Here is a 23,691-nt window from a genome sequence, read left to right as displayed (position 1 = left end):
CTGGTAAAAAAGCAGGAAGCCGCCGGTTATAGCCGGCGGCTTTGTATGTTTCAAGACCTCATTTCCCCCGGGGTGACACCCCAATATTTACGAAAGACGCGGATGAAGTAGCTGGTGTCCTTGAAGCCGGTACGCTCCGCGGTGGCGGCGACGGTCGAGCCGGCCAGCAGAAGCTCCTTGGCGAGCTTCATCTTTTTTTCAAGCACATAATCGGAGAAGGCGAGGCCGATAACATGCTTGAACTTGCGGCTTAAGTAGGAGGAGCTGAGATGGAGCCGGTCGGCGACCGCTTGCAGCGACAGCTCTTGGTCGATCTCGCTCATGATGATGTCCGTCGCCTGACGGACGATGCCGTGTGTATCGCCGCGGCGCTTGCCGTATTCGATGAGGCGCGCCGCGATAAAGGCGAGCGAACTGTAGGCATCCTCCGCATTGTCGGGCGGTTGAAGCCGGGTACGGAGATGAGGGTCGCCTCCGGCGATCTCGTGAAGCGTCCCTCCTTTCCGTTCGGCCGTTCTGACGAACAGGCCGTTCATGGCGAGCCAGTGCTCCCGCACGTCTTCAGCCGAGTCTGATTCGGCCGTCCGTACGGCCCACCAGCGTTCGAGCGTGGACAACGCCTTGGCCTTACTCCCCGTCGCCAGCCCGACCTCGATATCTTTCTCCAGTTCGCCCGCCGTTCGACGGTCGCTGTTCGGTCCGGGTGACGAGCACTGCCGTCCGGACATCCGCTGAACTTCGCGGCCGTCGGAGCGGACGATTTCGAGCCGGAGCGAAGCCGGACGTTCCGCTTCACCGGGAACGTGCAGCCGAAGCGTACCGGTTTTTCTGTAGTACGACCAGGAAGCCGAGGGCGGTTCCTTGTGTGAGCCGTTCGTCTCGCGCCATGACTGGCCGTCGACCTTGACGGCCGATGGTTTGTCAAGTGTATGAAGGACGACGTCCCACGACCGACACTCGGGCATATCGGGATAGCGGCCGGCGCGAAGCCCGATCTCGACGCTGAAGACGCGCCCGTCGTCCCGGCAGAAGATGCTCGTCACAGCCATTTCCCCGCGCAAGTAGCCGTACGTCAGCCCGTCGTCCTCATACAGCGTACATTCGCCGGCGCCGCCCGGGTACAGGTGCAGCTCCAGCCGGTCGGCCGGCCGCTGCCCTGCATACCCCATATCCGGCCACATCGGCACGATCGCCCCGGCGCGGACGAAGAGCGGGCCGCCGGCATGCTTGGGGAGGCGGTACGGGATCTCGGCCGGGCCGGTGAACTTTTCCCCGGTCCAATAGTCGTACCATTCCCCGGCTGGCAAGTATACCCGGTCGGTAAATACCGCGACCAGGAAGGCATCCCCGAACATGTATTGGTTTTGCTGCTTGACGGCGTGCGGATCGTCGGGAAAGACGATCGGCATCGCCCTGGCGATCGGCAGTCCGGTGCGCGAAGCGACGTGAGCCGCGGAATAAATGTACGGCAGCAGCCGGTAGCGGAGCCTGGCGTACGTCTTGAACAGCCGCAGCAGCTCCGGGTCGAGCAGAAGAGGGTGCCGCCAATACGCCCAGCTGTTCACCTTCGACCAAGGCTGAAAAAAACCGAAGTGGATGCCCGCGGCGGTGTGCAGCTCCATATCGACGGCCATGTGCGGGATGCCGGAGAGTCCGAGCCCGAGCACGGACAAGTGGCCACGCGTCCTTCCGCCCGACCAGAGGGCGGCATATTTCTGAATGCCGGTATAACCGACAGGCGTATAGATCATCGGCCGTTGTCCGGTCTGAGCGGCGAAGCCTTCCCGGATCGAGCGGCCGACCAAGGTTGACTGCGGTAAGTTTTCCGCGTCGAGAGCACTGTCGTCCGCAGCAACAGGAACGTTCGCCATTTCCCGGACCGGTATTTTGGTGCACAGGTTGAAGCCCAGCACGCCTTGAGCGACAAACGGCTTCAAAAAATCGTACCAGTCCTCGGGCAAATTGCGCTGCTGCCCCGCTTCGCCGTCGTCCTGCAAATATAGACCGAGGGTCAGTTTGAATCCGGCTGTGCGCAAAGCGCCCATAAACGTGTGGGCGCCTTGCGGCAGCCACTGCGGATTGTAGAAACGGTCCGGGTGCCAATCGACGGGTGCGTCGTAATCGAACGGCCGGTCCATCCAGGTCGGCTCCAGGCCAATCATATCGCACGGAATGCCTTCCCGCCGGAATTTCAGCGCATCCTCGAGCATATCGCGGGCCGTCGTCTGTTGGTTGCAGTTGTAAGCAAGCCCGTAAGCCCAGACGGGGAGCAGCGCCGCGGGGCCGGTCAGCTCCGCGTACGTCTGCAGCAATCCGGCAAGCCCGTCGCTTGCGAACAGGTACAACGCCAGCTCCCCGCGACTTCCGCGAATCCGCACAACATCCGGCGAGGAGCAGCCGACGTCGAACTCATGCCGGCGGTCGGTATCCATCAGCAGCCCCCACCCTTCGCTTGACAGGAGCAGCGGGATCGGGGCGTGCACCTCCTTGCCGACATGAAAGCAAATTGAAATTTTGCAGCCCCGTTTCATTAGAGGCGTATCGTGCTGGTCGCCCAACCCGTATATGCGTTCTTCTGCAGCAAGCGCAAATTGCGTTTCGAAGCCGTCTTCGGACGTTCCGGCAGCAGCGCCGCCGGTACCGGCGGCCGTCCCGCAGCCAACGCGAGGCGGGCAGTTATGCCGGGTGAGCAGCGTTCCAGCTGCGCCGTACAGCGACAGTTCTCCGGAACGGCGGTTGATCCGGATAGAGGCCGAGTCCGTGCTCACGTCTATTTCTTCGACTCGCGTTTTCGTTTCCCAGCATACCGGCGAAGGGGAAGGGGCGACAACTCCGAGACGGGCCAGCGGAGCGGGCTCCTCGAAACGGCCCGTCCGATTCATCCGGACATGAAACGTATGCGGCGCTATCGGTTCGATGCGCAAGTGTAATCCGGTCGGGGTTTGTACGACTACAGCCGCGCGGGTGCTGCTCACAGAAACGCCTCCTCTGATGCGCCGTAAGAAAACGGGAGCTATCCAGCCTAAAGTTTACTATATTCTAGCACATTTTTTTGACCTCCAGGGATTGCTGCCGTATACCGGACCAGGATCATATGAACTTCATGACCTTGGACGGTATTCTCATGACTTTTGGTGCGAAACGGTATTTTGATGTCCTTTAATGGACGATTCGGCAGAGCGGGAAGACGCTGCGTCCATAAGTAACGAAAATCCGATATGAAGTCATGAGGATTTCTTGTTGGCGAAAAAAGCGGACCGCTATAATCAAAGCTGTGGGCAGGCGAAAACGTTGTCATTTCTTTGCGAGCTACCTGCTCCGCAAATAAGCAGTTGAGAGGGGCATGTCGAGTATGAGAGGAACGAATAAAAGGTGGCTTGGCGCGGCGGCGATGTCGGCAATGTTGCTGTTGGCCGCTTGCGGCAAAGAAGGAGGCGGCGGGGGCGCAGCCGGGGAGCCGGTCCCGCCCGGCGAAACCGGAAAAACGGCGGAGGCGGTCGATCCGAACAAAGAGGTAGAGTTGACCGTATATTCGCTGCTTGGCGGCAATTACGAAGGATTTATGAGCTCGGAGGGGCAGTACATTCAGAAGAAGTATCCGAATTTCAAGTTCAACTATATGCTGCCGGGGACGGGGACCACTCTGCGGGATATCGTCGTGGCAAAAACGCCGATCGATATTATCATTTCTTCTCCCGACCTGCAGCAAGTCATCGACGTGGGTCTCGATTCGGATATTTCCGATCTGATTAAGAAGCACAACTACGATCTGAGCCGGTTTATCCCGGTCACGATCGATATGATGAAACAGTTGGCCGGCGGCAAGGTGCTCGGACTCCCCGGCCGAGTGAGCTCGTATACGCTGTATTACAACAAGGACTTGTTCGACAAGTTCGGCGTACCTTATTTGAACGACAAGATGACGTGGGAAGACATATTGGAAACGTCGAAAAAGCTTACCCGGTCCGACGGCGGCATGCAATATTACGGCTTCGCCGCAGATATTATCGCGCTGCTTGATATGAACGAGCGTGCACCCCAATATGTGGATGCGAAAACCTTGAAGGCCACGTTGAACAGCGAGTACTGGAAACAAAAGTTCGACCGGACCGTGCCGCTGTTCACCATGCTTCCGGATATTCCGGACCCCGCCTTGCTGACGAGCCTAAGCAAGTCGAGAGATTTATTCCTGAAGGAAAAGCGGGCGGCGATCTTGCTCGGCATCAACGATGCCGGCGTTCGGGCGGCCAGCGAGAAATGGGATCTGAACTGGGAGATCTCGCCGTTTCCCGCCTTCAAAAACGCGCCGAAGGAAGGACCGCAGCCCAGCACGCGCTATTATTTGATCGCAAACGGCAGCAAGCACCGGGAAGAAGCGTTTGCGGCGGTTACCCAGCTGCTCTCAGACGACATCCAGCGGGATCAGGTGAAAAACGGATTTACGCCGCCGCTGCAAAAGGCCGACTATATGGACTTGCTCGGCAGCGGCATTCCGGAGCTGAAAGGAAAGCACGCCAAGGCGCTCGTTCCGCCCAACTACGGTGAAATGAATGTGAAGGACAAGTACTACATTGCGGCAAGGGCTGAGCTGATCCAAGCGTTCAACGAAGTCGTCGGCGGCCGGAAGGATACGAATACGGCGCTCCGGGAAGCCGAGGAGCGGGCGGACAAAAAAATCGCGGAGCTGAAAAACCAATAACCCGTACAGTAGAGGGGGAGGCCATGTGAATGTTGGCAACCGGAATACCCGGCGCATGTGGGCAAAGCTTCTCATATTGGCAATATTGGCCGCGGGCCTGCCGATCGGCGGTTACCCGGCAAACGGTATGGTTTACGGAGGCAGCCGCCAGGCGGAAGGCGAGTCCGCCTTCGCTGCAGAAGGGGGCGTGCGAATGAATCGGGACGGAACGACTTTGAACTTGGGGGAGCAACAGAGGACGAATGGCGGCGGCGCAGAGCCGCATCCCCCGGCGCTTGACCGGATAGCCGCAGTCTTCCCGCCGGAGAACCAAGGAGCATCCTCGCTGGACATCGTGTTAGGCGGACAGGCGAATGCGGTTGTGGTCGTCGACGATACGGTTTATCCGGACGAGACGGCCCCCGGACCGGTACCGAACGGTATTCGCGGGTGGACGCAAGCGTACGGGACCGGCAACATTGCCGTGACCGATGCCGTCAGCCATACGGGCAATTACAGCCTGCACTTCAACGATGACGACGGCTCCGCCTACGGGGTGTTAAGCGATCTTGTCGAGATCAGCGGAGGCGAAACCTACACCGTCTCTGCGATGGTGTATCGCGAATCAGGCGACGATCCGCAAATCTTTATCCGGTATTACGACCAGAACAAGGCGCGTATCGGCAGCCAGCCCTGGCTCCGGGTAACCGGAACCGGCGCCTTCTGGACCGAGGCGTCCGTAACGGGGACAGCGCCCGCACAGGCCGCTTATGCCGCTGCGGGACTTTATACCGGTATCCCGCAGGCAACCGTTTATTTTGACGATATCCGGCTGAGGTCGGTCATCGGGAACGATGTGCCGCTGGCCAATCCGGGCTTCGAACCGCTAACTCCGGTCAGGAGGGGTCCGGCCGAAACGTTGGTCGACTACGTGCGGAAATCGACGGGCGCGCTTCTGCCGATCATGACGGAGCCTGAATACAGTGCCGGGGCTGGCGGGGGCGGCGGGCCAGACCAAGTCGTCATTCGTATCGGCACGACGGATAGCGTCTACGGAAACGCGCCGGCGCTTGATGCGCTGCTCGCCGACTTGGACGGCGACGGGTTCGTTATCTACCCGCAAGGCCAAACGGTTACGATCGCCGGTACCACCGTCTGGGGGACGATGAACGGCGTATATAGTTTTCTGGAACGATATGCCGATATTCGTTGGCTGATGCCGGGGCCAAACGGCGAGGATGTGCCGCAAATAAGCGACTTGTCGGCGGAACGGACCATCGTCCGGGAACAACCGGCCTTCGGATTCCGGGTGTTTAGTCCGCTGCACGGGAAGCCGGACAACGGTGCGGATGTGTACCAGCAGCAACACCTATGGGCGCAGCAAAACAAGCTGCAAGGGTTTTATAACGCTCCCGTCAGCTTCCATCACAATATGTACAACCTGTTTGCGGTGTCCAAATTCGGGGCGACGCATCCGGAGTTTTATCCGAACGGGCAGCCGCCTGCGGCGAATTCGATCTCCGGATGGCAGCCGTGCTTCTCGAATCCGGATACAGTGGACGCGGCCGTCGTGGAAATTTTGGCATATTTTCAGAACAACCCGGATGCGCAGTCGTACTCGCTCGGGATCAACGACGGGAACGGTTACTGTGAAAGCGATCCGATCCCGGTCTACTACAATTGGGTCAATCAGGTCGTGGAGCGGGTGTTGGCCGTCTACCCCGACAAATGGTTCGGTCTTCTCGCCTATCAGTCGGTCATCCGTCCGCCGTCGTTTCCGCTGAACCCGCGCGTCATTCCTTTTCTAACCAAGGACCGGATGGCTTGGGTCGATCCGGACGCCAAAACTCTCGGCTACGCGGAAGAGGAAAGCTGGCTGCAGGCGGCCGGCCAGATCGGCTACTACGATTACATTTACGGCAGCCCGTATCTCGTTCCCCGCGTGTACCCGCACCAAATGGCGGAAACGCTCCTGCATGCGCGCGAGCAAGGAATCGGCTCGTATTACGCCGAGCTGTATCCGAATTGGGGCGAGGGGCCGAAGGCGTGGGTGGCGTCCAAGCTGCTCTGGAATCCCGAACAAGACGTCGAGGCGCTGCAGCAGGAATGGTATTCGCGGGCGGTCGGCGTGACGGCGGCGACGTATCTGAAGGTATATTACGAGCATTGGGAAAACTTTTGGACGCAGCGCGCCATCCTCGAGCCGTGGTTTTTGCCCGGCACCATCTATCAAAACTTCGCCGACCCCGGTTATTTGAACGCGGTCACGGAGGAGGACATCTCTGACAGCCGCGAATGGTTGGAAGCCGTTGTCGCCGCTGCGGAAACGGCGCCGCAGAAGGCCAGGGCCCATCTGCTCCTTCGTGCCTTCGAATATTATGAAGCGTCCGCTCTGAGCTATCCGCGGATTGGCGAACGGCCGGCAGACACGGCTTCGGCGCTTGCCCTCCTGGAGCATTCGGTCGAGCTGTTCGGGGAGCGGATCGAGATGGCCGGGAAGCGGTTCGCGCTCCTGGACGATTTCAAGTCGAATCCGGCCCTTCTGCAGCAGATGGATGCGAGAAAGTTCAATCAGCTCATCTGGTCCGGTTGGAATGCGCCGGAGTTTTGGACACTGGTCGATTACATGAGGGAGCAGGAGAATACCGGCGGGCCGGTGCGGCTTCGGGCGTCAGAGCTGGCCGCGACGCATCCTTCGCCCGAGGGCAGACAGTACGCCGCGCTGATGCTGCAGGCATTGTCCCTTCCGTCGGCGGTGCAGAATCCATCCTTCGAGGACGGCGACGAGGCGGCTCCGCCATGGGAGCTGCTGTCGCGTTCCACATCGACCCGTTCCGTTCGGCGGGCGGAAGGGACGGCCTTTACCGGTACAGTCAGCATGGAGGTGTACGGGAAAGGATGGGGCGGCCCCAGCCAGGTAATCGCCGTAGAGCCCGGGCTGGCAAGCATGAGCTTCCGTTACCATATTCCGCAGGGCGGGAACACGGCCGGTAGCATCCAATGGGGCTTCGATCTGCTTGACGACCAGGGAGAATGGATCAACTTCAGCACGGTGCGCTCCCCGGTCACTTCTCTTGCGGATGCGGAATCTCAATGGCTGGAGGCGCGTCTGGACGGAGAAATTCCGCAGATCCTCAGCGGTAAGCAGGTCCGGCAAGCACGATTGATCGTCCTTGTATCCAGTATCGAGCCTGTCGAAGTGTACATCGACGACGTCGAATTTTACAGCATGGCCAAACCATAGCTCTTATTGGTGCGAGTGCCCGCCCGCAGTTTTCCATGTGAGACTGCAGGCGGGCTTTTTTTTGAAAGATCACACCGGAAAGTTCAAGTTCTCCACTGTGGTAAAGCGGAGAAAGGGCCATCTTCCTTGCCGAGTCAGCGAATGTCGCGAGCCGTTCTTCATGGCGGTCGTTTGGATGTTCTGCCCGCTTTAAGGCCGGGGAAGGAAACGGATAGGGGCGGTTTGCAGCCTCTATTTTGTGCGAACCTGCACGAATGGAGGAAATAAGAGCGGTTTGAAGCTGCTAAAATCGGCAAAAAGGGTGCATCCGTCACGAGTTAACTGAAATAAGGGGTGCTGACCGCCCTAGTTCGTTTCGTTTTATGGAAAAAGCCCAAAATAGGGGGTGTCAAAGACCCTTATAATGGTTTAGAACCCGCGTGCATCCGTTTTGGAAAAGGCGAGGGGGAAGGTGAACCCCCAACCCCAACCCCAACCCCAACCCCAACCCCAACCCCAACCCCAACCCCAACCCCAACCCCAACCCCAACAACCTTCTCGCTAGAGAGATGTTTCGGGCCCAATCTGGAGGCGAGAGGGTCTCCATACATTTCATCAACGCGCGATTGGAGCCAAGACAATCGTTCCTCTTATGCACAACATATGAGCTTGCACGTCAAACGAGCGTCCGGATGCATGTTCTGGACGTCTTTTTATAAACCGTGTCCCAACGCAAGTGCCGTTGCATCGTTATAGTCTTCGCCTATCGGGTCTATAGAAATTATATCTTGGAGCAATGAAGGACGACGTGGTATGATCGTAACAAAGATCGGAGAGGTGAATCCTATGGCAAAGAGAACATTGTTCGAGAAAATTTGGGACAATCACGTTATTTATCAGGAACAAGGAAAACCGAGTATCATCTACATCGACCTTCACCTGGTGCACGAAGTTACGTCGCCTCAAGCGTTTGAAGGGCTTCGCCTGGCGAACCGCAAAGTACGCCGTCCGGACCTGACATTCGCCACGATGGACCATAACGTACCTACAAAAGACCGGTTCAATATCAAAGATCCGATCTCCAAGCAGCAGATCGACACGCTGTCCAAAAACTGCGCGGATTTCGGCGTTATGCTGTTCGACCTGAATCACGTCGACCAAGGCGTCGTCCACGTCATGGGTCCTGAAGTCGGTCTGACTCATCCGGGCAAAACGATCGTTTGCGGCGACAGCCATACTTCGACGCACGGCGCTTTCGGCGCGCTTGCGTTCGGGATCGGAACGAGCGAAGTCGAGCACGTGCTCGCTACCCAATGCTTGCAGCAGTCGAAGCCTAAGACGATGGAAGTTCGCGTTGTCGGCAAGCTGAAGCCGGGCATTACCGCGAAAGACCTTATTCTCGGCATCATCGCCAAATACGGCACCGATTTCGCTACGGGATACGTTATCGAGTATACGGGCGAAGCGATTCGCGGCTTGACGATGGAAGAGCGGATGACCGTCTGCAACATGTCCATCGAGGCGGGTGCGAGAGCAGGGATGATCGCTCCGGACCAGACGACGTTCGATTACTTGCGCGGCCGCGACTATGTGCCGCAAGGCGAAGCGTACGATGCAGCCGTGGAAGAGTGGAAGAAGCTCGTAACGGATGAAGGCGCTGAGTTCGATACGGTTGTCGAGTTCGACGCCGAGTCGCTGATCCCGCAAGTTACTTGGGGAACGAGCCCGGGTATGGGCACGGACGTTACGGCGCTTGTCCCGGACCCGAAAGACATGACGACTGAAAATGATCGCAAAGCCGCTGAAAAAGCGATCGAATATATGGGGCTGACTCCGGGCACTCCGATGACCGAGCTGAAAGTGGACCGCGTCTTTATCGGTTCCTGCACGAACGGCCGGATCGAGGATTTGCGCGCGGCTGCCGAAGTCGCCAAAGGCTACAAGGTTGCTTCGCACGTTAATGCGATTGTCGTACCGGGGTCCGGACGCGTGAAGCTGCAAGCGGAGAAGGAAGGTCTGGACAAAATTTTCTCCGATGCAGGCTTCGAATGGCGCGATGCGGGCTGCAGCATGTGTCTGGCGATGAATCCGGACGTACTGAGCCCGGGCGAGCGCTGCGCGTCGACGTCCAACCGGAACTTCGAAGGCCGCCAAGGCCGCGGCGGACGTACGCACCTGGTGTCGCCGGCGATGGCCGCGGCAGCAGCGATTGAAGGACGTTTCGTCGACGTCCGCGACTGGAAATTCAAAGTCGAAGCGGGCGTTTGATCCAAGGCGACAACCGATAAGGAGAGGGTAACCGATGGAAGCATTTAAACAGCATACCGGTCTCGTAGGTCCTGTGGACCGGGTTAATGTCGATACGGACGCAATTATTCCTAAACAATTTTTGAAGCGGATCGAGCGGACCGGCTTCGGCCAGTTTCTGTTCTTCGAATGGCGCTTCGACGAGCAAGGCAATGTGAATCCGAACTTCGATCTGAACAAGGAGCGTTATGCCGGTTCGTCGGTGTTGATCTCCCGCGCCAACTTCGGCTGCGGATCGTCCCGGGAGCATGCTCCATGGGCGATCATGGACTACGGCTTCAAAGTCGTAATCGCTCCGTCGTTCGCCGATATTTTCTATAACAACTGCTTCAAAAACGGCATTTTGCCGATCAAGCTGAGCGAAGAACAGGTGGAAGATCTGTTCCAGCGTACGGCTGCCAACGTCGGCTACAAGCTGAACGTCGATCTGGAGAACAAGACGATTACGGACGGACAAGGTCTCAGCATCGCGTTCGATCTGGACGAACACCGTCGTCAATTCCTTCTGCTCGGTCTGGACGATATCGGCCTGACTTTGCAGCATGAAGACCTGATCTCCGCTTACGAGGCGAAGCGCGCCGCGAACTAATCGGCCGTCATGCTTTAAGCAAATTTCTAGTCTAACTAACTGAATCCGGCATTCAGCCTGCCCGTACGGACCTTACCAGGAACCGGCGGGCTTCTTGTTTTTGACAGACTGTTTCTATGAAACTGGTGAATCTTCCAACTTATTAACTTAGTGTAATAGACAGCCTCCGCAGCTGGAAATGAAAGCGAAATTCGGCGAAGATCGGCAAAAATCGGAGCGTTGCCTCTCTTTTTGGCTGTTTCGCAACTTTTTTGTCCGCTGAATCATCTTTTTTGTATTTTTATCGCAACTTTTGCTAGTTTTGCGGCGTCTATACGTATGTCTAACATGGCAAATCTATGCAGATTGCTGTCCGAATTTCCCGTTTGATAGAGGAAGGACGCGATCTGCCGCGGATGGGCCGGAACGGCTACGATACCGAATGAACGCAGAGGTGAACGATGAAGTACGTAAAAGTGTTGCTGCCGGTTTTGTTGGTCGCCCTAATGTTTATGATTCCCGTCCAGGCTAACGCCGCGGACAACCCGATCCAATTGTACCTGAACTCGAAGAAGCTGGAACCGGAGGTGCCGCCCAAGATCATTGGCGCCGGAGTTACGGTGGTTCCCGTCAGAATCGTCTCGCAGGAGCTTGGGGCCAAGGTCGATTGGAACGATCAGGAACGCAAGGTAAAGGTAGAGCAAGGCGAGAAAGTGATCGAAATGAAAATTGACGACAAGGTCGTCAAGGTGAACGGGAAGAGCGAAGAGCTCGAAGAAGCCCCGATGATCGTAGATGGGAATACACTGGTACCGATCCGGTTTATTGCCGAACAGCTAGGCCTAATGGTCGGCTGGGATCAGGTGACCCAGTCGGTTATGTTGTTTAAGCTGGCGCAGGAGTCGACCGAGACCGGTAAGGACGGACAAGCCCCCGAAGGTTCCAACGATCCGAATAGCGGCGGAGATACGTCCGGCAAACCCGGAGAAGGCGGCAAGCCGCAGGAGCCGTCTGGCAACGGGAATGGCAGCGGCAACGGTAACGGTACGTCCGGAAGCTCCGGAGACGGTAAACCGTCGACTGGTACGTCAGGAAGCGGCGGCTCAGAAAAGCCTTCGGATACCAAAAAGCCGGAAGGCGGCAGCTCTGCCGAAGAGAGCGTCCTTGCCGTTCTGACGAAGCTGGAAGCGGTAAAGGACGAGATAGTTATTCAAACGAGCGCGGCCGTGAAGCCGGCATCGTTTACACTGAGAGATCCGTTCCGGATCGTGATCGATTTGCCGAATACGGGACTCGGTTCATTTGTGAAGCCGGCCGGCCCGGGTCAAGTGGTGGAAGTGCCGATTCAGCATCCGAAAATTGACAAAGTTCGCTATGCCCAATTTTCCGACAATCCGTCAACGGTACGTATCGTATTCGATATGAAGCAAAATTCCGATTACCATTTAACGGAAAATAAAACGACCAAGCAATGGTCGATTTCCTTTACGGACAAGCAGTTCAGCGTCGTAATTGACGCCGGTCACGGCGGGTCAGACCCGGGCGCCGGCTCGATAAATTCGCGAAGCGAAAAGGATTTTACACTAGCGGTAGCGAATAAAGTGTACAAGCTGCTGCAAAAAGTGCCGTCCATCAAGACGATTATGACGCGTAAGGACGATACATACCCGACGCTTCAGGAGCGCGTCGATTTGGCCAATAGCGAGAAAGTCGATCTGTTCGTCTCGATTCACGGCAATTCCTTCAAGTCTTCGATCAGTGGAACGGAGACGTATTATTCCCGTCCGGACAGTCTGGCGTTTGCCAATATTATGCACCGTCACGTGATCGCAGCGGCAGGGCTTCCCGATCGCAGCGTCCGCAAGTCGGATTTCAAAGTGATCCGCGAGACGACGATGCCGGCTGTATTGCTCGAGATCGGGTATTTATCCAATGAGAATGACGAAGCCCAAATGTACAGTCAGCAGTTTCAAGATAAAGTGGCCGAAGCGATCGTGGCCGGAATCAAGGAGCAGCTCCAGATCGGCGGCGTAACGGGCGTCAAGAAGGCGGTCGAGTCCAATAGCGCGAATACGGCGTCAGGGACCGGCGAGACGGACAAGTCGAATCCGGTTAAGGCGGCGGCGCCGGGTACGGACAAGGCGGATACTGCCAAATCGGACGGAGCGAAGGCGGATACGTCTAAGCAGAGTACAACGACATCGGATACATCCAAGTCCGATGCGTCCAAGTCCGATTCCACCAAATCCGATACGTCCAAAGCGCAAACGCAGACAGCTGACAAATCCGCCCAATCCGATTTGAAGGCGACCCAATCCGTCAAATAATCGGACACGGCGAATTGCCGGTAATACGTACGAAGAAAACTTTGCTTGCAGCAAAGTTCGGTAATGCTTACGAAGAAAACTTTGCCTCCGGCAAAGTACGGTAGTGCTTACGAAGAAAACTTTGCTTGCAGCAAAGTTCGGTAATGCTTACGAAGAAAACTTTGCCTCCGGCAAAGTTCTTGGGAGTGATTCGATGAAGCGAAGATTCGGTTACAAGCACATACTTCTCGGTTTAACCCTATCGATTGCCGTGACCGGCTGCGCCAACACGAAGCCAAACAATCCGACAAACGAAACCCAGGGCGGCGGAACCCCAGTCGAGACTCCGGCTGCCAAGCAATTAAAAGTCAAAACGTTTTACACGGACGACAATCTCGACAAGCTGTTCGAGCGGGAAGCGAACATCACGTATACGGCTGACTCCGATAAGTACAAGGCGGCTCTGGATGCGCTGAAGACGTCGCCGGATGCGAAGCTGTTCCCGCTGAGCAAAGGAATTACTTACCGTTCGGCCAAGCTGGACAGCGGAAATCTGACGATCGATCTGTCCATCGCAAGCGACGGAAGGCTCGGCGCTCCGGGGGAAGATTTGCTGGTCGAATCGATCCGGAATTCCATGTTTCAATTTACGGAAGTCAAAACGATCGAAATATTGGTGGACGGGAAAAAGACGGAAAGTATGATGGGTCACGTCAGCCTCCCGCATCCGATTAAACGGAACTAACGCATAGGGAACACACGGGACAAGCATGGGAATTAGCGGAGGGAGAAGCGGTATGAAGCGCAAGATGAAGAAAACTTTGAAGCAGGCGGTCGTATACTCCATCGTATCTACGATGGTGTTGGCTGCTCCCGCTTATGCGGAGATTAACGACAATAAGACGAATACCGGGACATCGCAGTCAAGCAGCAATTCGAATACCAATTCGAATACCGGTTCGAATGCCAACTCCAACATACGATTGGGCTTCCCGGACGTGCCGTCCAGCCATTGGGCGATCAAGCACGTATCCAAGCTGGCCTTAATCGGCATCGTTCAGGGGGACGACCAGGGCAAGTTCAATCCGGAAAATTCGGTCAATCAGCAGGACGCGATCATTATGGCGATCCGGATGATGGGCTTCGAGAAGGAAGCGCTCGACAACAAAACGACGATCGCGCTGCCGTTCGAGGATGTCCGTACCGATGCGCGCCCTTATGTCGCATACGCAATCAATAAAGGGCTGATCGATCTTCAGGAAGAAGTGGCCGGGGGGATGAAGTGGGGCAATCAGGACGCTTCCCGCGAATGGGTAGCCAAAATTGTTATCCGCGCTGTCGGCAAAAAGCAGGAAGCGCTCAACAAATCGAACCTGCCTACCGGATTCGCGGACAATACCAGCATCTCCTCGTCGACGCTCGGCTACATAAACGAAGCGATCTCACTCGGCATCGTCAACGGGTTCGAAGACAATACGTTCCGTCCCGAAGGCAGCGTAACGAGGGCGCAGATGGCGACCTTCCTGAGTAGAGCCGAGAAATATTTGGTGAATCCGTCCGATAAAGTGATGGTCGGCACGATTACGTCCATCTCCGGCAACCGGTTGACGATTCTGGAGAAAAACGGGCAAAAAAGAGACGTTCAGCTTCATTCGAACGCATCGTTTTATACGTTCAAGGACGATACGGCCAAGCTGACCTCCTCTGACGTGAAGCTGTACAACGAAGTGTACATTTTGCAAAATCAGGGTACCGCCTATTTCGTCGAGGTGACGAACGACGAGATCCCGATGTCCAGCATTACCGGCAAGCTGGTTAGCGTGAATATTAACGATTTGACCGCCTCGCTTGAAGTCGACGGCAAATATTATACATACGACCTCGCTTCCAATGTGACGATCCGCGATCTGAACGGGGCCGGAATCAGCCTTGGCTCGCTTCTGGAGAACTCCGTCCTTGAGCTGAAAAAGCACGCATTGATCGAGGACGCCAAAATATCGCAAATTATCGTAAAGCAGGTTCCGCTCAACAAAACGTTTAACGGCTCGTTCCAATCCTTCGATCCGGCTGCGCTGACCGTAACGGTTACCGACAAGGATACGGGTTTAATCGAGACTTACGAAATTTCCGACCGCTCGGCTTTCGTTCAAGGGGACAAATATTTCGATCCGGCGAATTTGTTCGAGGGTGACATCGTACGCGTTCAGATCAAGAACAGTGTGGTCATTTCCGTAGAGGTCGTTCAGCAGCTCGTGGAGAAGCGCGATCAGGGCAGACTCGTCACAGTAAGCGACGACAAGACGATTGTGACGATCCAAAAGACGGGCGACGAACTCGCTTCCTACAAAGTATCCGACCGCGTCATCGTACTGATGGAAGGCAGTCAGTTCGGTTCCGTCCGCGACCTGATGCCCGGCGACGATCTGAAGCTGGAAATCAATCAAAACAAAATCGACAAAATTGCAGTGCAAAGCCGGAGCATTCAAAACTTTACGCTGGCAACGGTACACGGCTATGATGCCGACACGAAGTTTTTGACCGTTATCGACGAGCTCGGCAAACCGATGATCTACAAGCTGACGGACAAAACCCGACTTTTGTTCGATAATAACGAGATTCCGCTCGCCAGCTTCCAGTCAAACTTCGTCAAGGGCAAACGAGTCAATATCGTCGCTTCCGAAGGTACGCTCTTGTCCGTTCAAGTCGCAACAAGAATGGAAGGCACCATCACCTCTGTAAGCTCTACTAGCGGGGATATTACGGTCAAGACGGCCAGCGGAGCCATCCAAACGTACAAAACGATGAGTTATGCCGGTGTGGATAAATACAGCTTGCCGAACGCGAAGCTGTCGGATCTCAGACAAGGCGACTTTGTCCGCGGGTTTTTCGATGCGACTCAGGAAACTGTAGTAGGGTTATCCGTACGGGAAAGCCTTATCGTCCATACCGTCTCCAAGGAAGCCGACGGCTCGCGGATTACGATCCGGGACAGCGCGGGCAATACTTCCTCGTATTCGATGTTCGGTATTCCGGTCCATCGGAACGGGCTGGCGGTAGGCGTGGCCGGTATCGCGGTGGACGAGCCGCTGCAGGTTACGTTTATCGGCAGGACGCTGGAGAACGTTCAAGCTCTCGATACGGTCCGCGGTAAAGTAACGGCCGTCGACGCCGCTTCCGGTAAAGTCACCGTCACGGATTACACCGGCATCTCCCGTGTCGTGGAGGCGGGTACGAGCGCTGTCGTCAAACACGGCGCCAATACGTACACGCTGGCCGCTCTCAAAGCGGATGACCGGGTGGAGATTGTGAAGGATACGGCGGGCGCCACGACGATCCGGATCATTACTGGCGAGCAGAGAGGCATTTATTCCTATGACGCCTCGACCCGCGAGATGACGTTCGAACGCCGCAATTTGAACGACAAGGTCAAATATTTGCTTCACGAAAAAGCTTATATCTCCCAGGGCACGCAGATCATTCAACCGACTGCGCTTAATCCGGGAGACCGGGTAACGGTTTATTTCGTGAACGACAAAGTTGTAGAAATCGCAAAGCCGTAACGAAGCGTTCACGATTGGATACGGTTAGCGTCGTCGGCAGCAGGCAAAAGCTTGCGCTGGCGGCGTTTTTGCGTGTAAAATGGACGAAACCGACTATCGGACAAGGTGGCGACAATCATGACGGGCAAAAGAGTGCGGCATATTCTCGACACGATCGCCGGGATGTATCCGGACGCCCATTGCGAGCTGCACCATTCCAATCCGTTCGAATTAACGATTGCAGTTCTGCTTTCCGCCCAGTGCACGGACGAGACGGTTAACAAGGTGACGGCCGATTTATTTCGCAAATACAACAAGCCGGAAGACTACATAGCCGTTCCGCTGGAGGAGCTGGAGCAGGATATTCGCCGGATCGGACTATTCCGGAACAAAGCCAAAAACATTCAAAGCTTATGCAGGCTGCTGCTGGAAAAATACGACGGCGAGATACCCCGCAAGCACGAGCAGCTCGTAGAGTTGCCCGGTGTCGGACGGAAGACGGCCAATGTGGTGATGTCGAACGCGTTCGACGTACCGGCCATTGCAGTCGATACTCATGTGGAACGGGTCTCGAAGCGGCTTGGGTTGGCGGAACTGGACGATACGGTGCTTCAGGTGGAGCAGAAGCTGATGAAGAAAGTGCCTCGCGAAGAATGGACGCAGACGCATCACCGGCTTATTTTTTTCGGTAGGTATCATTGCAAAGCCCAAAACCCGGGGTGCGGCGTATGCCCGCTGCTTGACAAGTGCGGCGAAGGCAAATTACGTTTAAAAACGGTCGTAAAGAGGAAATCTATAAAGTAGATGATTTTACCAGCTAAATAATCGAAGGTGGGAACCAGCATGAAATGCATAGCGGTGTATACAAACGACTTTGAAGTGTTTTCCGACATCTATGAGAAAGTCATCAGCACTCCTCTTGCCGAGAATGAGGAAAAAGAAGTAGAAGGCGTCATGATCAGTGAGTCCGGCGATGTGCCCGACCATTATATCGACCGGATGCGGATCAAACCCGATGTCGTCGTCATGAAAGTAAGAGACAAGGACATCACGATTTTGCAGCATGGCGAAGTGTTTGAAATATTTATACCCGAAACCGAAAATGTGGTACACTAGAAACCGGAGAAATTCGGTTTTTTCTTTTTCGGACCGTTATTTTTGACGGACGGGTCCGACATTTATAGCAGCTGTGGGGAGATAGGTTTATGAGTGCAGTAGACATCCGGGGGATGACCAACGCAGAGAAGTCCATTCGGGCGATCGGCAGAGCGATGGCCGAGGCCGGGGATCGCAATCATGCGGAGAAACTGGAGCAGCTTGCCGGCAAAGCGGCGGATCAGGCGCTGAATATCGCGTTTTGCGGTCACTTTTCCGCAGGGAAGTCAAGCTTGATTAATAAATTATGCGGGCATCAGCTCCTGCCTTCGAGTCCGATCCCGACCAGCGCCAACGTCGTGACGATTCAGAACGGACCCGCCGGAGCGATCGTCAAACATGCCGTCAAAGGCGGGGACAGCGGCGAATTTGCCGAGATCGAGCTGGACCGGTTGGACGAATATTGCAAAAACGGCGAGGAAATCGAATCGGTTCAGATTCGTTACCCGATTCCGTTCCTCGGAGAGCGGGCCGCCCTGCTGGACACGCCGGGCATCGATTCGACGGACAGCGCTCATATGATGGCGACCGAATCGGCGCTGCATATGGCGGACGTCGTCTTTTATGTGATGGACTATAACCACGTCCAGTCGGAGATTAACTTCGCCTTTACGAAAAGGCTGAAGGAATGGGGCAAGCCGCTTTACCTGATCGTAAATATGATCGACAAGCACCGCGAGCGCGAGCTTCCTTTCACGGAATACCGGGACAGTGTGGCCCATGCTTTCGAGAGCTGGCATATCGAGCCGGACGGCATCTTGTTTACTTCGGTGAAGCAGCCGGATCATCCGAACAACGAATGGGTGAAGCTGGCCCGGCTGATCGGTGACTTGAGCGGCATCGCCGATATGCTGCGGGACAACAGCCTGGCGAAGTCGGTCGTCCATCTGATCGGCGAGCATGGAGTATGGTTGTCGGAGCACAACGAGGCGGCGAAGACGGCGCTTCGCGAGCAGGTCGAGCGGGAGGGGGGCGAAGGTCTCCCGGAGCGTTACGAATCGTTGGCGGCTCGGATAGAGGAACGGAAGAACGCCGGGGAGAAGCTGCAGAACGAGCTAAGGAAAGAAACCGCTCATCTGCTCGAAAACGCCAATATTACGCCTGCGACTACACGCGATTTGGCTCATCATTATTTGCAAAGCCGGAAGCCCGGATTCAAAGCCGGGTTATTTGCACGCGCGTCTACGACCGCCAAAGAGATCGAGAGCCGGTTGAGCGCGTTCAGCTCGGACTTCGTGGAGAAGGTAGAGGCGAATATCGTCTGGCATTTACGCCAGCTGCTTATTCAAGCCGGCGAGCCGTATGGAATAGGTCCCGAGGCCGTCGATGAAGCATTAAGCCGCACGGTCCGTTCCATAGGCGAAGAGTGGCTGAGCGGGCAGGTTCAGGCGGGCGCCATCGCTTCGAACGAATATACGCTGAACTATTCGAGGCAGATCGCTGCCGAGGCCAAAACGATATTCCGCCGTGCCGGCTTCGAGCTGATCGATGACATCGTCCGGGTTTTATCGAGCCGGGCCGATCGCGAAGTATTCGAGCTGACACAGGAGAAAGAGCAGCTGGCAGAACGTCTGACCGCTTACCGCCAGCTGCAGGCGCTGGAAACCGAAGAGCGGCTGCACGCGGAATCGCTGCTGGCCCGTTTTCCGGAGCGGGGGCCCGATCTTGCCGGTAAGCTGCCGGACCCGCAGTCGTATGCGACGGATGGGACGGGGCAGGGAACGGCACAGGCTGAAGGAGCACACGGCTCTGCGTCTTCGTCGGGCGAGCGGTGGTCCGTAGCGCTTGGCAAGGAGACGGAGCAAGGTTATAAGGCTGACGGGAGCGGCGACGGCAGTTTCCGGGCGACGATGGCGCATACGGCTTCGAAGCTGAATGAGGCGTGCGTGCTTCTCGAGCCGATTCCTTCGATGCAATCGATCGTCCGGTCGATGAAGGAAAAGTCGGAACGGCTCTCGCAGAGCAACTTTACGATTGCGCTGTTCGGTGCGTTCAGCGCAGGCAAGTCGTCTTTTGCCAACGCGCTGATGGGAGAATCGGTATTGCCGGTATCGCCGAATCCGACGACGGCCGCCATCAACAAAATTATGCCGCCAACGGATGCTTGGCCTCACGGTGCCGTAAAGGTGCAGATGAAGTCAGCCGATGCGATCCGCGAAGACGTTTTGTATTCCCTGAACGTCCTGGGTGTCCAGGCGGCCGACATGGATTCGGCTTTGTCGCAGATCGACCGGTTGTCTCCGGATCGTGTAGGACCTAGCGGTAAGCCGCATTACACGTTCCTCAAAGCGGTCGGCAAAGGGTGGAGCGAAGCCAAGGATATCATCGGGACACAGCTTCGGGTCGATCTGGAGATGTTCCGCGCGTACGTGGCGGAGGAGAGCAAATCTTGCTTCGTCGAATATATCGAGCTGTACTACAGCTGTCCGCTGACCGATCAAGGGATGATTTTGGTCGATACGCCGGGAGCGGATTCGATCAATGCAAGGCACACGGGCGTAGCTTTTAATTATATTAAAAACGCCGATGCGGTCTTATTCGTAACGTATTACAACCATGCCTTCTCGCAGGCGGACCGGGAGTTTCTGCTGCAGTTGGGCCGGGTGAAGGACAGCTTCGAGCTCGATAAAATGTTTTTCCTCGTTAACGCGGCGGACCTGGCAGCCAGCGAACAAGAGCTGAACGGCGTCGTCGGCCACGTGGCCGACAATCTGCTTCGTTACGGGATTCGCAATCCGCGCATCTATCCGGTGTCCAGTCTCATGGCGCTGGACGGCAAGTTGCAGCGTGATGCGGCGCTTGCCGCGAATAGCGGAATCGTCCGGTTCGAGCGGGACTTCGTCCGGTTCGCGGTCGGCGAGCTGGCGGGCATCGCCGTCCGGTCGGCCGGACAGGAGCTGGAGCGTTCGGCTTCGCTGCTCGGACAATGGATAGCCGGGGCACGCGAGGGCGAGGAACAGCGGAAGCGCAAGCTGGAGATCGTCCGGGAATCCTGGAAGCAAGCGGCTGTGCTTCTGCAAGACTCGGATACGGCTGCGGAGGAGCGCGAGATTGGCAAAGAGATTCAGGAGCTGCTGTATTACGTCAAGCAGCGTCTTACGTACCGTTACGGCGAGCTGTTCCAGTACGCGTTCAACCCGGCGTCGCTGCGCGAGGATGCCGGGGCGATCCGCAGCTCGATGCGCGCGGCATGGATGGATTTGCTGCGGCTGATCTCTTACGATTTGTCTCAGGAGCTGTACGCGACTACGCTGCGGATCGAGAACCAGCTGAACCGTCTGGCGCAGAAAAGACAGGCCGACAAGATAAGCCAGATCAGCTCGCTTCTGGACGGATTCGAAGGAGGCAGCTACGAGGCGCTGCCTTTCCGGACGCCGAACGTAGAGGAAGCGATGGAAGCTTCTGCAGATGACAAGTGGCTTGCGGGTTTTTACAAAAACGGCAAACACTTTTTCGAGGGGCCCGGCAAAAGCCAGCTGAAAGAGGCGCTCGAGAAAACGTTGACCCAGCCGGTCGCGGATTATGCGGAACGTCACGGAGCGCTCTTCGAGTCCGAGTACGCCGCAGCATACAGGGAGCGGGTCGGCGCGGTTCAGGAGCGGCTCTACCTGCTGCTGAACGAGCATGCGGAAGGAATGGTGGCTGCGCTCGAGATGAAGGTCGATCTGGCTCGTCTGGCATCGACCCGGGAGAAGCTGCAGTCGCTTATGAATGCATAAGATTTGCCATTTGAGGGACGCTATCGCTATATGCGAAGCGTCTCTTTTGTGTAGAGGCGGGAACGGCTATGTGTTCAGCGAAACAGAACGTATTCTGCCCCCAAGAAAAGCTGGTTCTTACGAAGGATGGCTCCCCGTTCCATTTTCTACCGGATGTAAATTCGCGCGATGTAGGCCGTTAGAACCAAATGATGGAATTCATGTCGGATTCGTCCGCGAAGCCGCAACAATTGCCGGAATATGGCGTCTATATGAGTATGAAGGGAAGGGGAGCTTAGGTATGAAACGACGCACTTCCATCCGATATACGATGGTACTGACAGGAGCCGCATTGCTTCTGGCCGGATTGTCGCTATACGATTCGAGTAACCCGGAGTCTTCGGCGGCCCCTTCGTCGGAGCCCGCTATCCAGACCCCATCCGGCGATTCTCAGATGTTTGATCCGGCCTCGATTCGCCCAGGCGACCGGGTGGCGGGGATGACCGCACAGGAGATCCGGTCCGGCACGTATGGACTGCAGTCGGTCGCCGTTACGTTTCAAGGCACCAAGGAGATTAGCGGACGGTTTGAAGTGATGGATCTGGAAACACAGCCATATAACCCGGGAGACGTTATCTTTTATGTGGACAACAAGTCGGCGACCAGTCTGCCGAAGCCTATACGGTTTCACGAGGTGCCGAATCATTTCGTTTTGAAATTTGCCAATGAAACGGACAAGGCGAAGTTCGGTTCGGCCGGCTCGACGGGAACCGGTTCGATCGTCATATCGGATTACTTGGCCGTTTATGCCGATATTCTCGAAGGAACCTCGGACAAGGCGAGCTTGACCGAAGTGAAAGCGCTGAATGTGATTGCACCGAGCAGCCCGGAAGAGAATAACCCCGACTTTGATAAAGAGATGAAGCCGTTCCCGGTCTTGACGATAACACCGCAGAAGGCGCTCGGCAGTCCCGAACCGGTATACGAGTGGATCGAGGGCGTCCACCGGTCGTTTTATGGGCTGGCTTATAACGGCAAACGGATCAGCGAGGCGCAGCGCGAACGAGTCAAAAGCTGGCTGGCGGAGGCGTTTACAGACACTGCGACGGAGCAGTTGGCGGATTCGCACGTACCGGCCGTCGACGGCGGCTATTTAATCGTAGGCGGTTCTTCGGGACTGATTCCACCCGTAATTATTCAAAAAGTCGGCAGCATGAAGCTGGCGGAGCAAGAAGACGGGAGCTACTTGCTGACAGCCGACTGGATCGTGACCGGAGTAAGCGATGCGAGACTGATCTGCGAGCTGGAGTACGAGGATGGCCGCTGGAAAATCGGCACGTTCCATTATGAGATGATTTGACCGGACCTGGTTCCGGTTTTTTGTTTATTCGCGAAAGTGGATGCTTGTGCTTAACTTGACGAACCCGCTACGATCCCTCCCTTTCTTGCTTGAGCGGTTCGAGTCAGTTCGGGTTGGCCAAGCTGAACGGATGCAGCTGCACGCAGCAAAACGTTTATTTTGGAGCAGGACGGACGCTCCTCGTATAAGCTCGGTCTTGCCTGTGCTCGCGGCTCCCCGTATATCTGGACAGCCAGCAACCGGCGCGAAGACCGGATTCCGCCGTTTCGGGGACGTTTCGGGAGTCGGGCAGGAAGACCAAGAACAAGAACCAACTAAGAGCGGTTTGTAACCTCTATTTAGTCTGAAAACCGCATGGGCAAGAAAATAAGAGCGGTTGGAAGCTTCTATTATCCGCGAAAAGTAGGCTTACCGGGCCAATTGGTTAAAATATGCGGTGTAAACCGCTTCTATTCGCCTCGGATTCGGTAATATGCCGAAAATAGAAGCTGCAAATCGCTCTTATTCAGAATAGCTACCACAAGCGTACATGGATTGCCAAGCTCAACGCTCTTGTTTCACGGAAATGGGGGGAGCCTGTCCGCTTATCAGACAGCCCGGAGCAACGGCCGGGGCCTTATTCCAATGGACAAAATCCCATATTCCGGAAGCTTTGACCGGTATCTCTCGCCAGAATTCCCCGACATTTTCACCCAATCTTCACAACTTTCAAGAAAGCGCATCCATAGGTTCATAAAGCGATGATTCGGAAGAATCGCATGGATTCCTTCCCGTTTTCGTCTCTTTTTGTGGGTTTTAGGGTGATATTGATCGTTTTACCCGATTCGCCCGATTGCTCGATAGGAGGGATGGTGATA

Annotated in this window: 12 protein-coding genes; 11 read left to right on the top strand and 1 reads right to left on the bottom strand. The window is 56.1% G+C overall.

Annotation, left to right across the window (positions count from 1 at the left end):
- Nucleotides 1–50: 50 nt before the first annotated feature.
- A complete protein-coding gene (locus AC3Y2E_RS11170; protein ID WP_379210137.1) occupies nucleotides 51–2,975 on the bottom strand; it encodes a TIM-barrel domain-containing protein in 2,925 nt (974 codons plus the stop codon).
- Nucleotides 2,976–3,352: 377 nt separating this feature from the next.
- On the opposite strand from AC3Y2E_RS11170, the gene AC3Y2E_RS11165 reads away from it, so the two are divergent.
- The 11 genes from AC3Y2E_RS11165 (at nucleotide 3,353) to AC3Y2E_RS11115 (ending at nucleotide 22,834) form a co-directional block, all read left to right on the top strand.
- Nucleotides 3,353–4,699, top strand: a complete 1,347-nt coding sequence (locus AC3Y2E_RS11165) for an ABC transporter substrate-binding protein (RefSeq protein ID WP_379210135.1) — start codon at nucleotides 3,353–3,355, stop codon at nucleotides 4,697–4,699.
- A gap of 25 nt (nucleotides 4,700–4,724) precedes the next feature.
- On the top strand, nucleotides 4,725–7,922 hold the full coding sequence (locus tag AC3Y2E_RS11160) for a DUF4838 domain-containing protein (protein ID WP_379210133.1): 3,198 nt from the start codon (nucleotides 4,725–4,727) through the stop codon (nucleotides 7,920–7,922).
- A gap of 825 nt (nucleotides 7,923–8,747) precedes the next feature.
- Nucleotides 8,748–10,169: a 3-isopropylmalate dehydratase large subunit gene (gene leuC / locus AC3Y2E_RS11155; protein WP_379210131.1), complete on the top strand. Its 1,422-nt coding sequence runs from the start codon at nucleotides 8,748–8,750 to the stop codon at nucleotides 10,167–10,169.
- Between the two features lie 34 nt (nucleotides 10,170–10,203).
- The gene (leuD, locus tag AC3Y2E_RS11150; RefSeq protein ID WP_379210129.1) at nucleotides 10,204–10,797 is read left to right on the top strand and encodes a 3-isopropylmalate dehydratase small subunit; all 594 of its coding nucleotides are present in this window, start codon (nucleotides 10,204–10,206) and stop codon (nucleotides 10,795–10,797) included.
- A gap of 440 nt (nucleotides 10,798–11,237) precedes the next feature.
- Entirely contained in the window at nucleotides 11,238–13,103 is a 1,866-nt protein-coding gene (locus AC3Y2E_RS11145) for an N-acetylmuramoyl-L-alanine amidase family protein (RefSeq protein ID WP_379210126.1), read from the top strand.
- Nucleotides 13,104–13,296: 193 nt separating this feature from the next.
- Nucleotides 13,297–13,827 carry a GerMN domain-containing protein gene (locus AC3Y2E_RS11140; protein ID WP_379210124.1) on the top strand — a complete coding sequence of 177 codons (531 nt, stop codon included), beginning with the start codon at nucleotides 13,297–13,299 and terminating at the stop codon, nucleotides 13,825–13,827.
- A gap of 52 nt (nucleotides 13,828–13,879) precedes the next feature.
- Nucleotides 13,880–16,642, top strand: a complete 2,763-nt coding sequence (locus tag AC3Y2E_RS11135) for an S-layer homology domain-containing protein (protein ID WP_379210122.1) — start codon at nucleotides 13,880–13,882, stop codon at nucleotides 16,640–16,642.
- Between the two features lie 117 nt (nucleotides 16,643–16,759).
- Nucleotides 16,760–17,425 carry an endonuclease III gene (nth, locus tag AC3Y2E_RS11130; RefSeq protein WP_379210120.1) on the top strand — a complete coding sequence of 222 codons (666 nt, stop codon included), beginning with the start codon at nucleotides 16,760–16,762 and terminating at the stop codon, nucleotides 17,423–17,425.
- Nucleotides 17,426–17,464: 39 nt separating this feature from the next.
- Nucleotides 17,465–17,737, top strand: coding sequence for an NAD/NADP transhydrogenase alpha subunit (locus AC3Y2E_RS11125; protein ID WP_190925005.1), 273 nt, complete (start codon nucleotides 17,465–17,467; stop codon nucleotides 17,735–17,737).
- A gap of 89 nt (nucleotides 17,738–17,826) precedes the next feature.
- A complete protein-coding gene (locus tag AC3Y2E_RS11120; protein WP_379210118.1) occupies nucleotides 17,827–21,495 on the top strand; it encodes a dynamin family protein in 3,669 nt (1,222 codons plus the stop codon).
- 280 nt (nucleotides 21,496–21,775) lie between these two features.
- On the top strand, nucleotides 21,776–22,834 hold the full coding sequence (locus tag AC3Y2E_RS11115) for a hypothetical protein (RefSeq protein ID WP_379210116.1): 1,059 nt from the start codon (nucleotides 21,776–21,778) through the stop codon (nucleotides 22,832–22,834).
- Nucleotides 22,835–23,691: the final 857 nt, after the last annotated feature.

Source organism: Paenibacillus sp. MAH-35 (genome assembly GCF_058135425.1).
The sequence above is the reverse complement of the archived record's forward strand: the minus strand, read 5'-3'. Positions and strand labels throughout refer to the sequence as shown.

Bases quoted from the DNA above. Each gene is read 5' to 3' on its own strand.
- AC3Y2E_RS11140 (WP_379210124.1), top strand. From the start codon at position 13,297: ATGAAGCGAAGATTCGGTTACAAGCACATACTTCTCGGTTTAACCCTA.
- AC3Y2E_RS11125 (WP_190925005.1), top strand. From the start codon at position 17,465: ATGAAATGCATAGCGGTGTATACAAACGACTTTGAAGTGTTTTCCGAC.
- AC3Y2E_RS11135 (WP_379210122.1), top strand. From the start codon at position 13,880: ATGAAGCGCAAGATGAAGAAAACTTTGAAGCAGGCGGTCGTATACTCC.
- leuC (WP_379210131.1), top strand. From the start codon at position 8,748: ATGGCAAAGAGAACATTGTTCGAGAAAATTTGGGACAATCACGTTATT.
- AC3Y2E_RS11165 (WP_379210135.1), top strand. From the start codon at position 3,353: ATGAGAGGAACGAATAAAAGGTGGCTTGGCGCGGCGGCGATGTCGGCA.
- leuD (WP_379210129.1), top strand. From the start codon at position 10,204: ATGGAAGCATTTAAACAGCATACCGGTCTCGTAGGTCCTGTGGACCGG.
- AC3Y2E_RS11145 (WP_379210126.1), top strand. From the start codon at position 11,238: ATGAAGTACGTAAAAGTGTTGCTGCCGGTTTTGTTGGTCGCCCTAATG.
- AC3Y2E_RS11120 (WP_379210118.1), top strand. From the start codon at position 17,827: ATGAGTGCAGTAGACATCCGGGGGATGACCAACGCAGAGAAGTCCATT.
- nth (WP_379210120.1), top strand. From the start codon at position 16,760: ATGACGGGCAAAAGAGTGCGGCATATTCTCGACACGATCGCCGGGATG.
- AC3Y2E_RS11115 (WP_379210116.1), top strand. From the start codon at position 21,776: ATGAAACGACGCACTTCCATCCGATATACGATGGTACTGACAGGAGCC.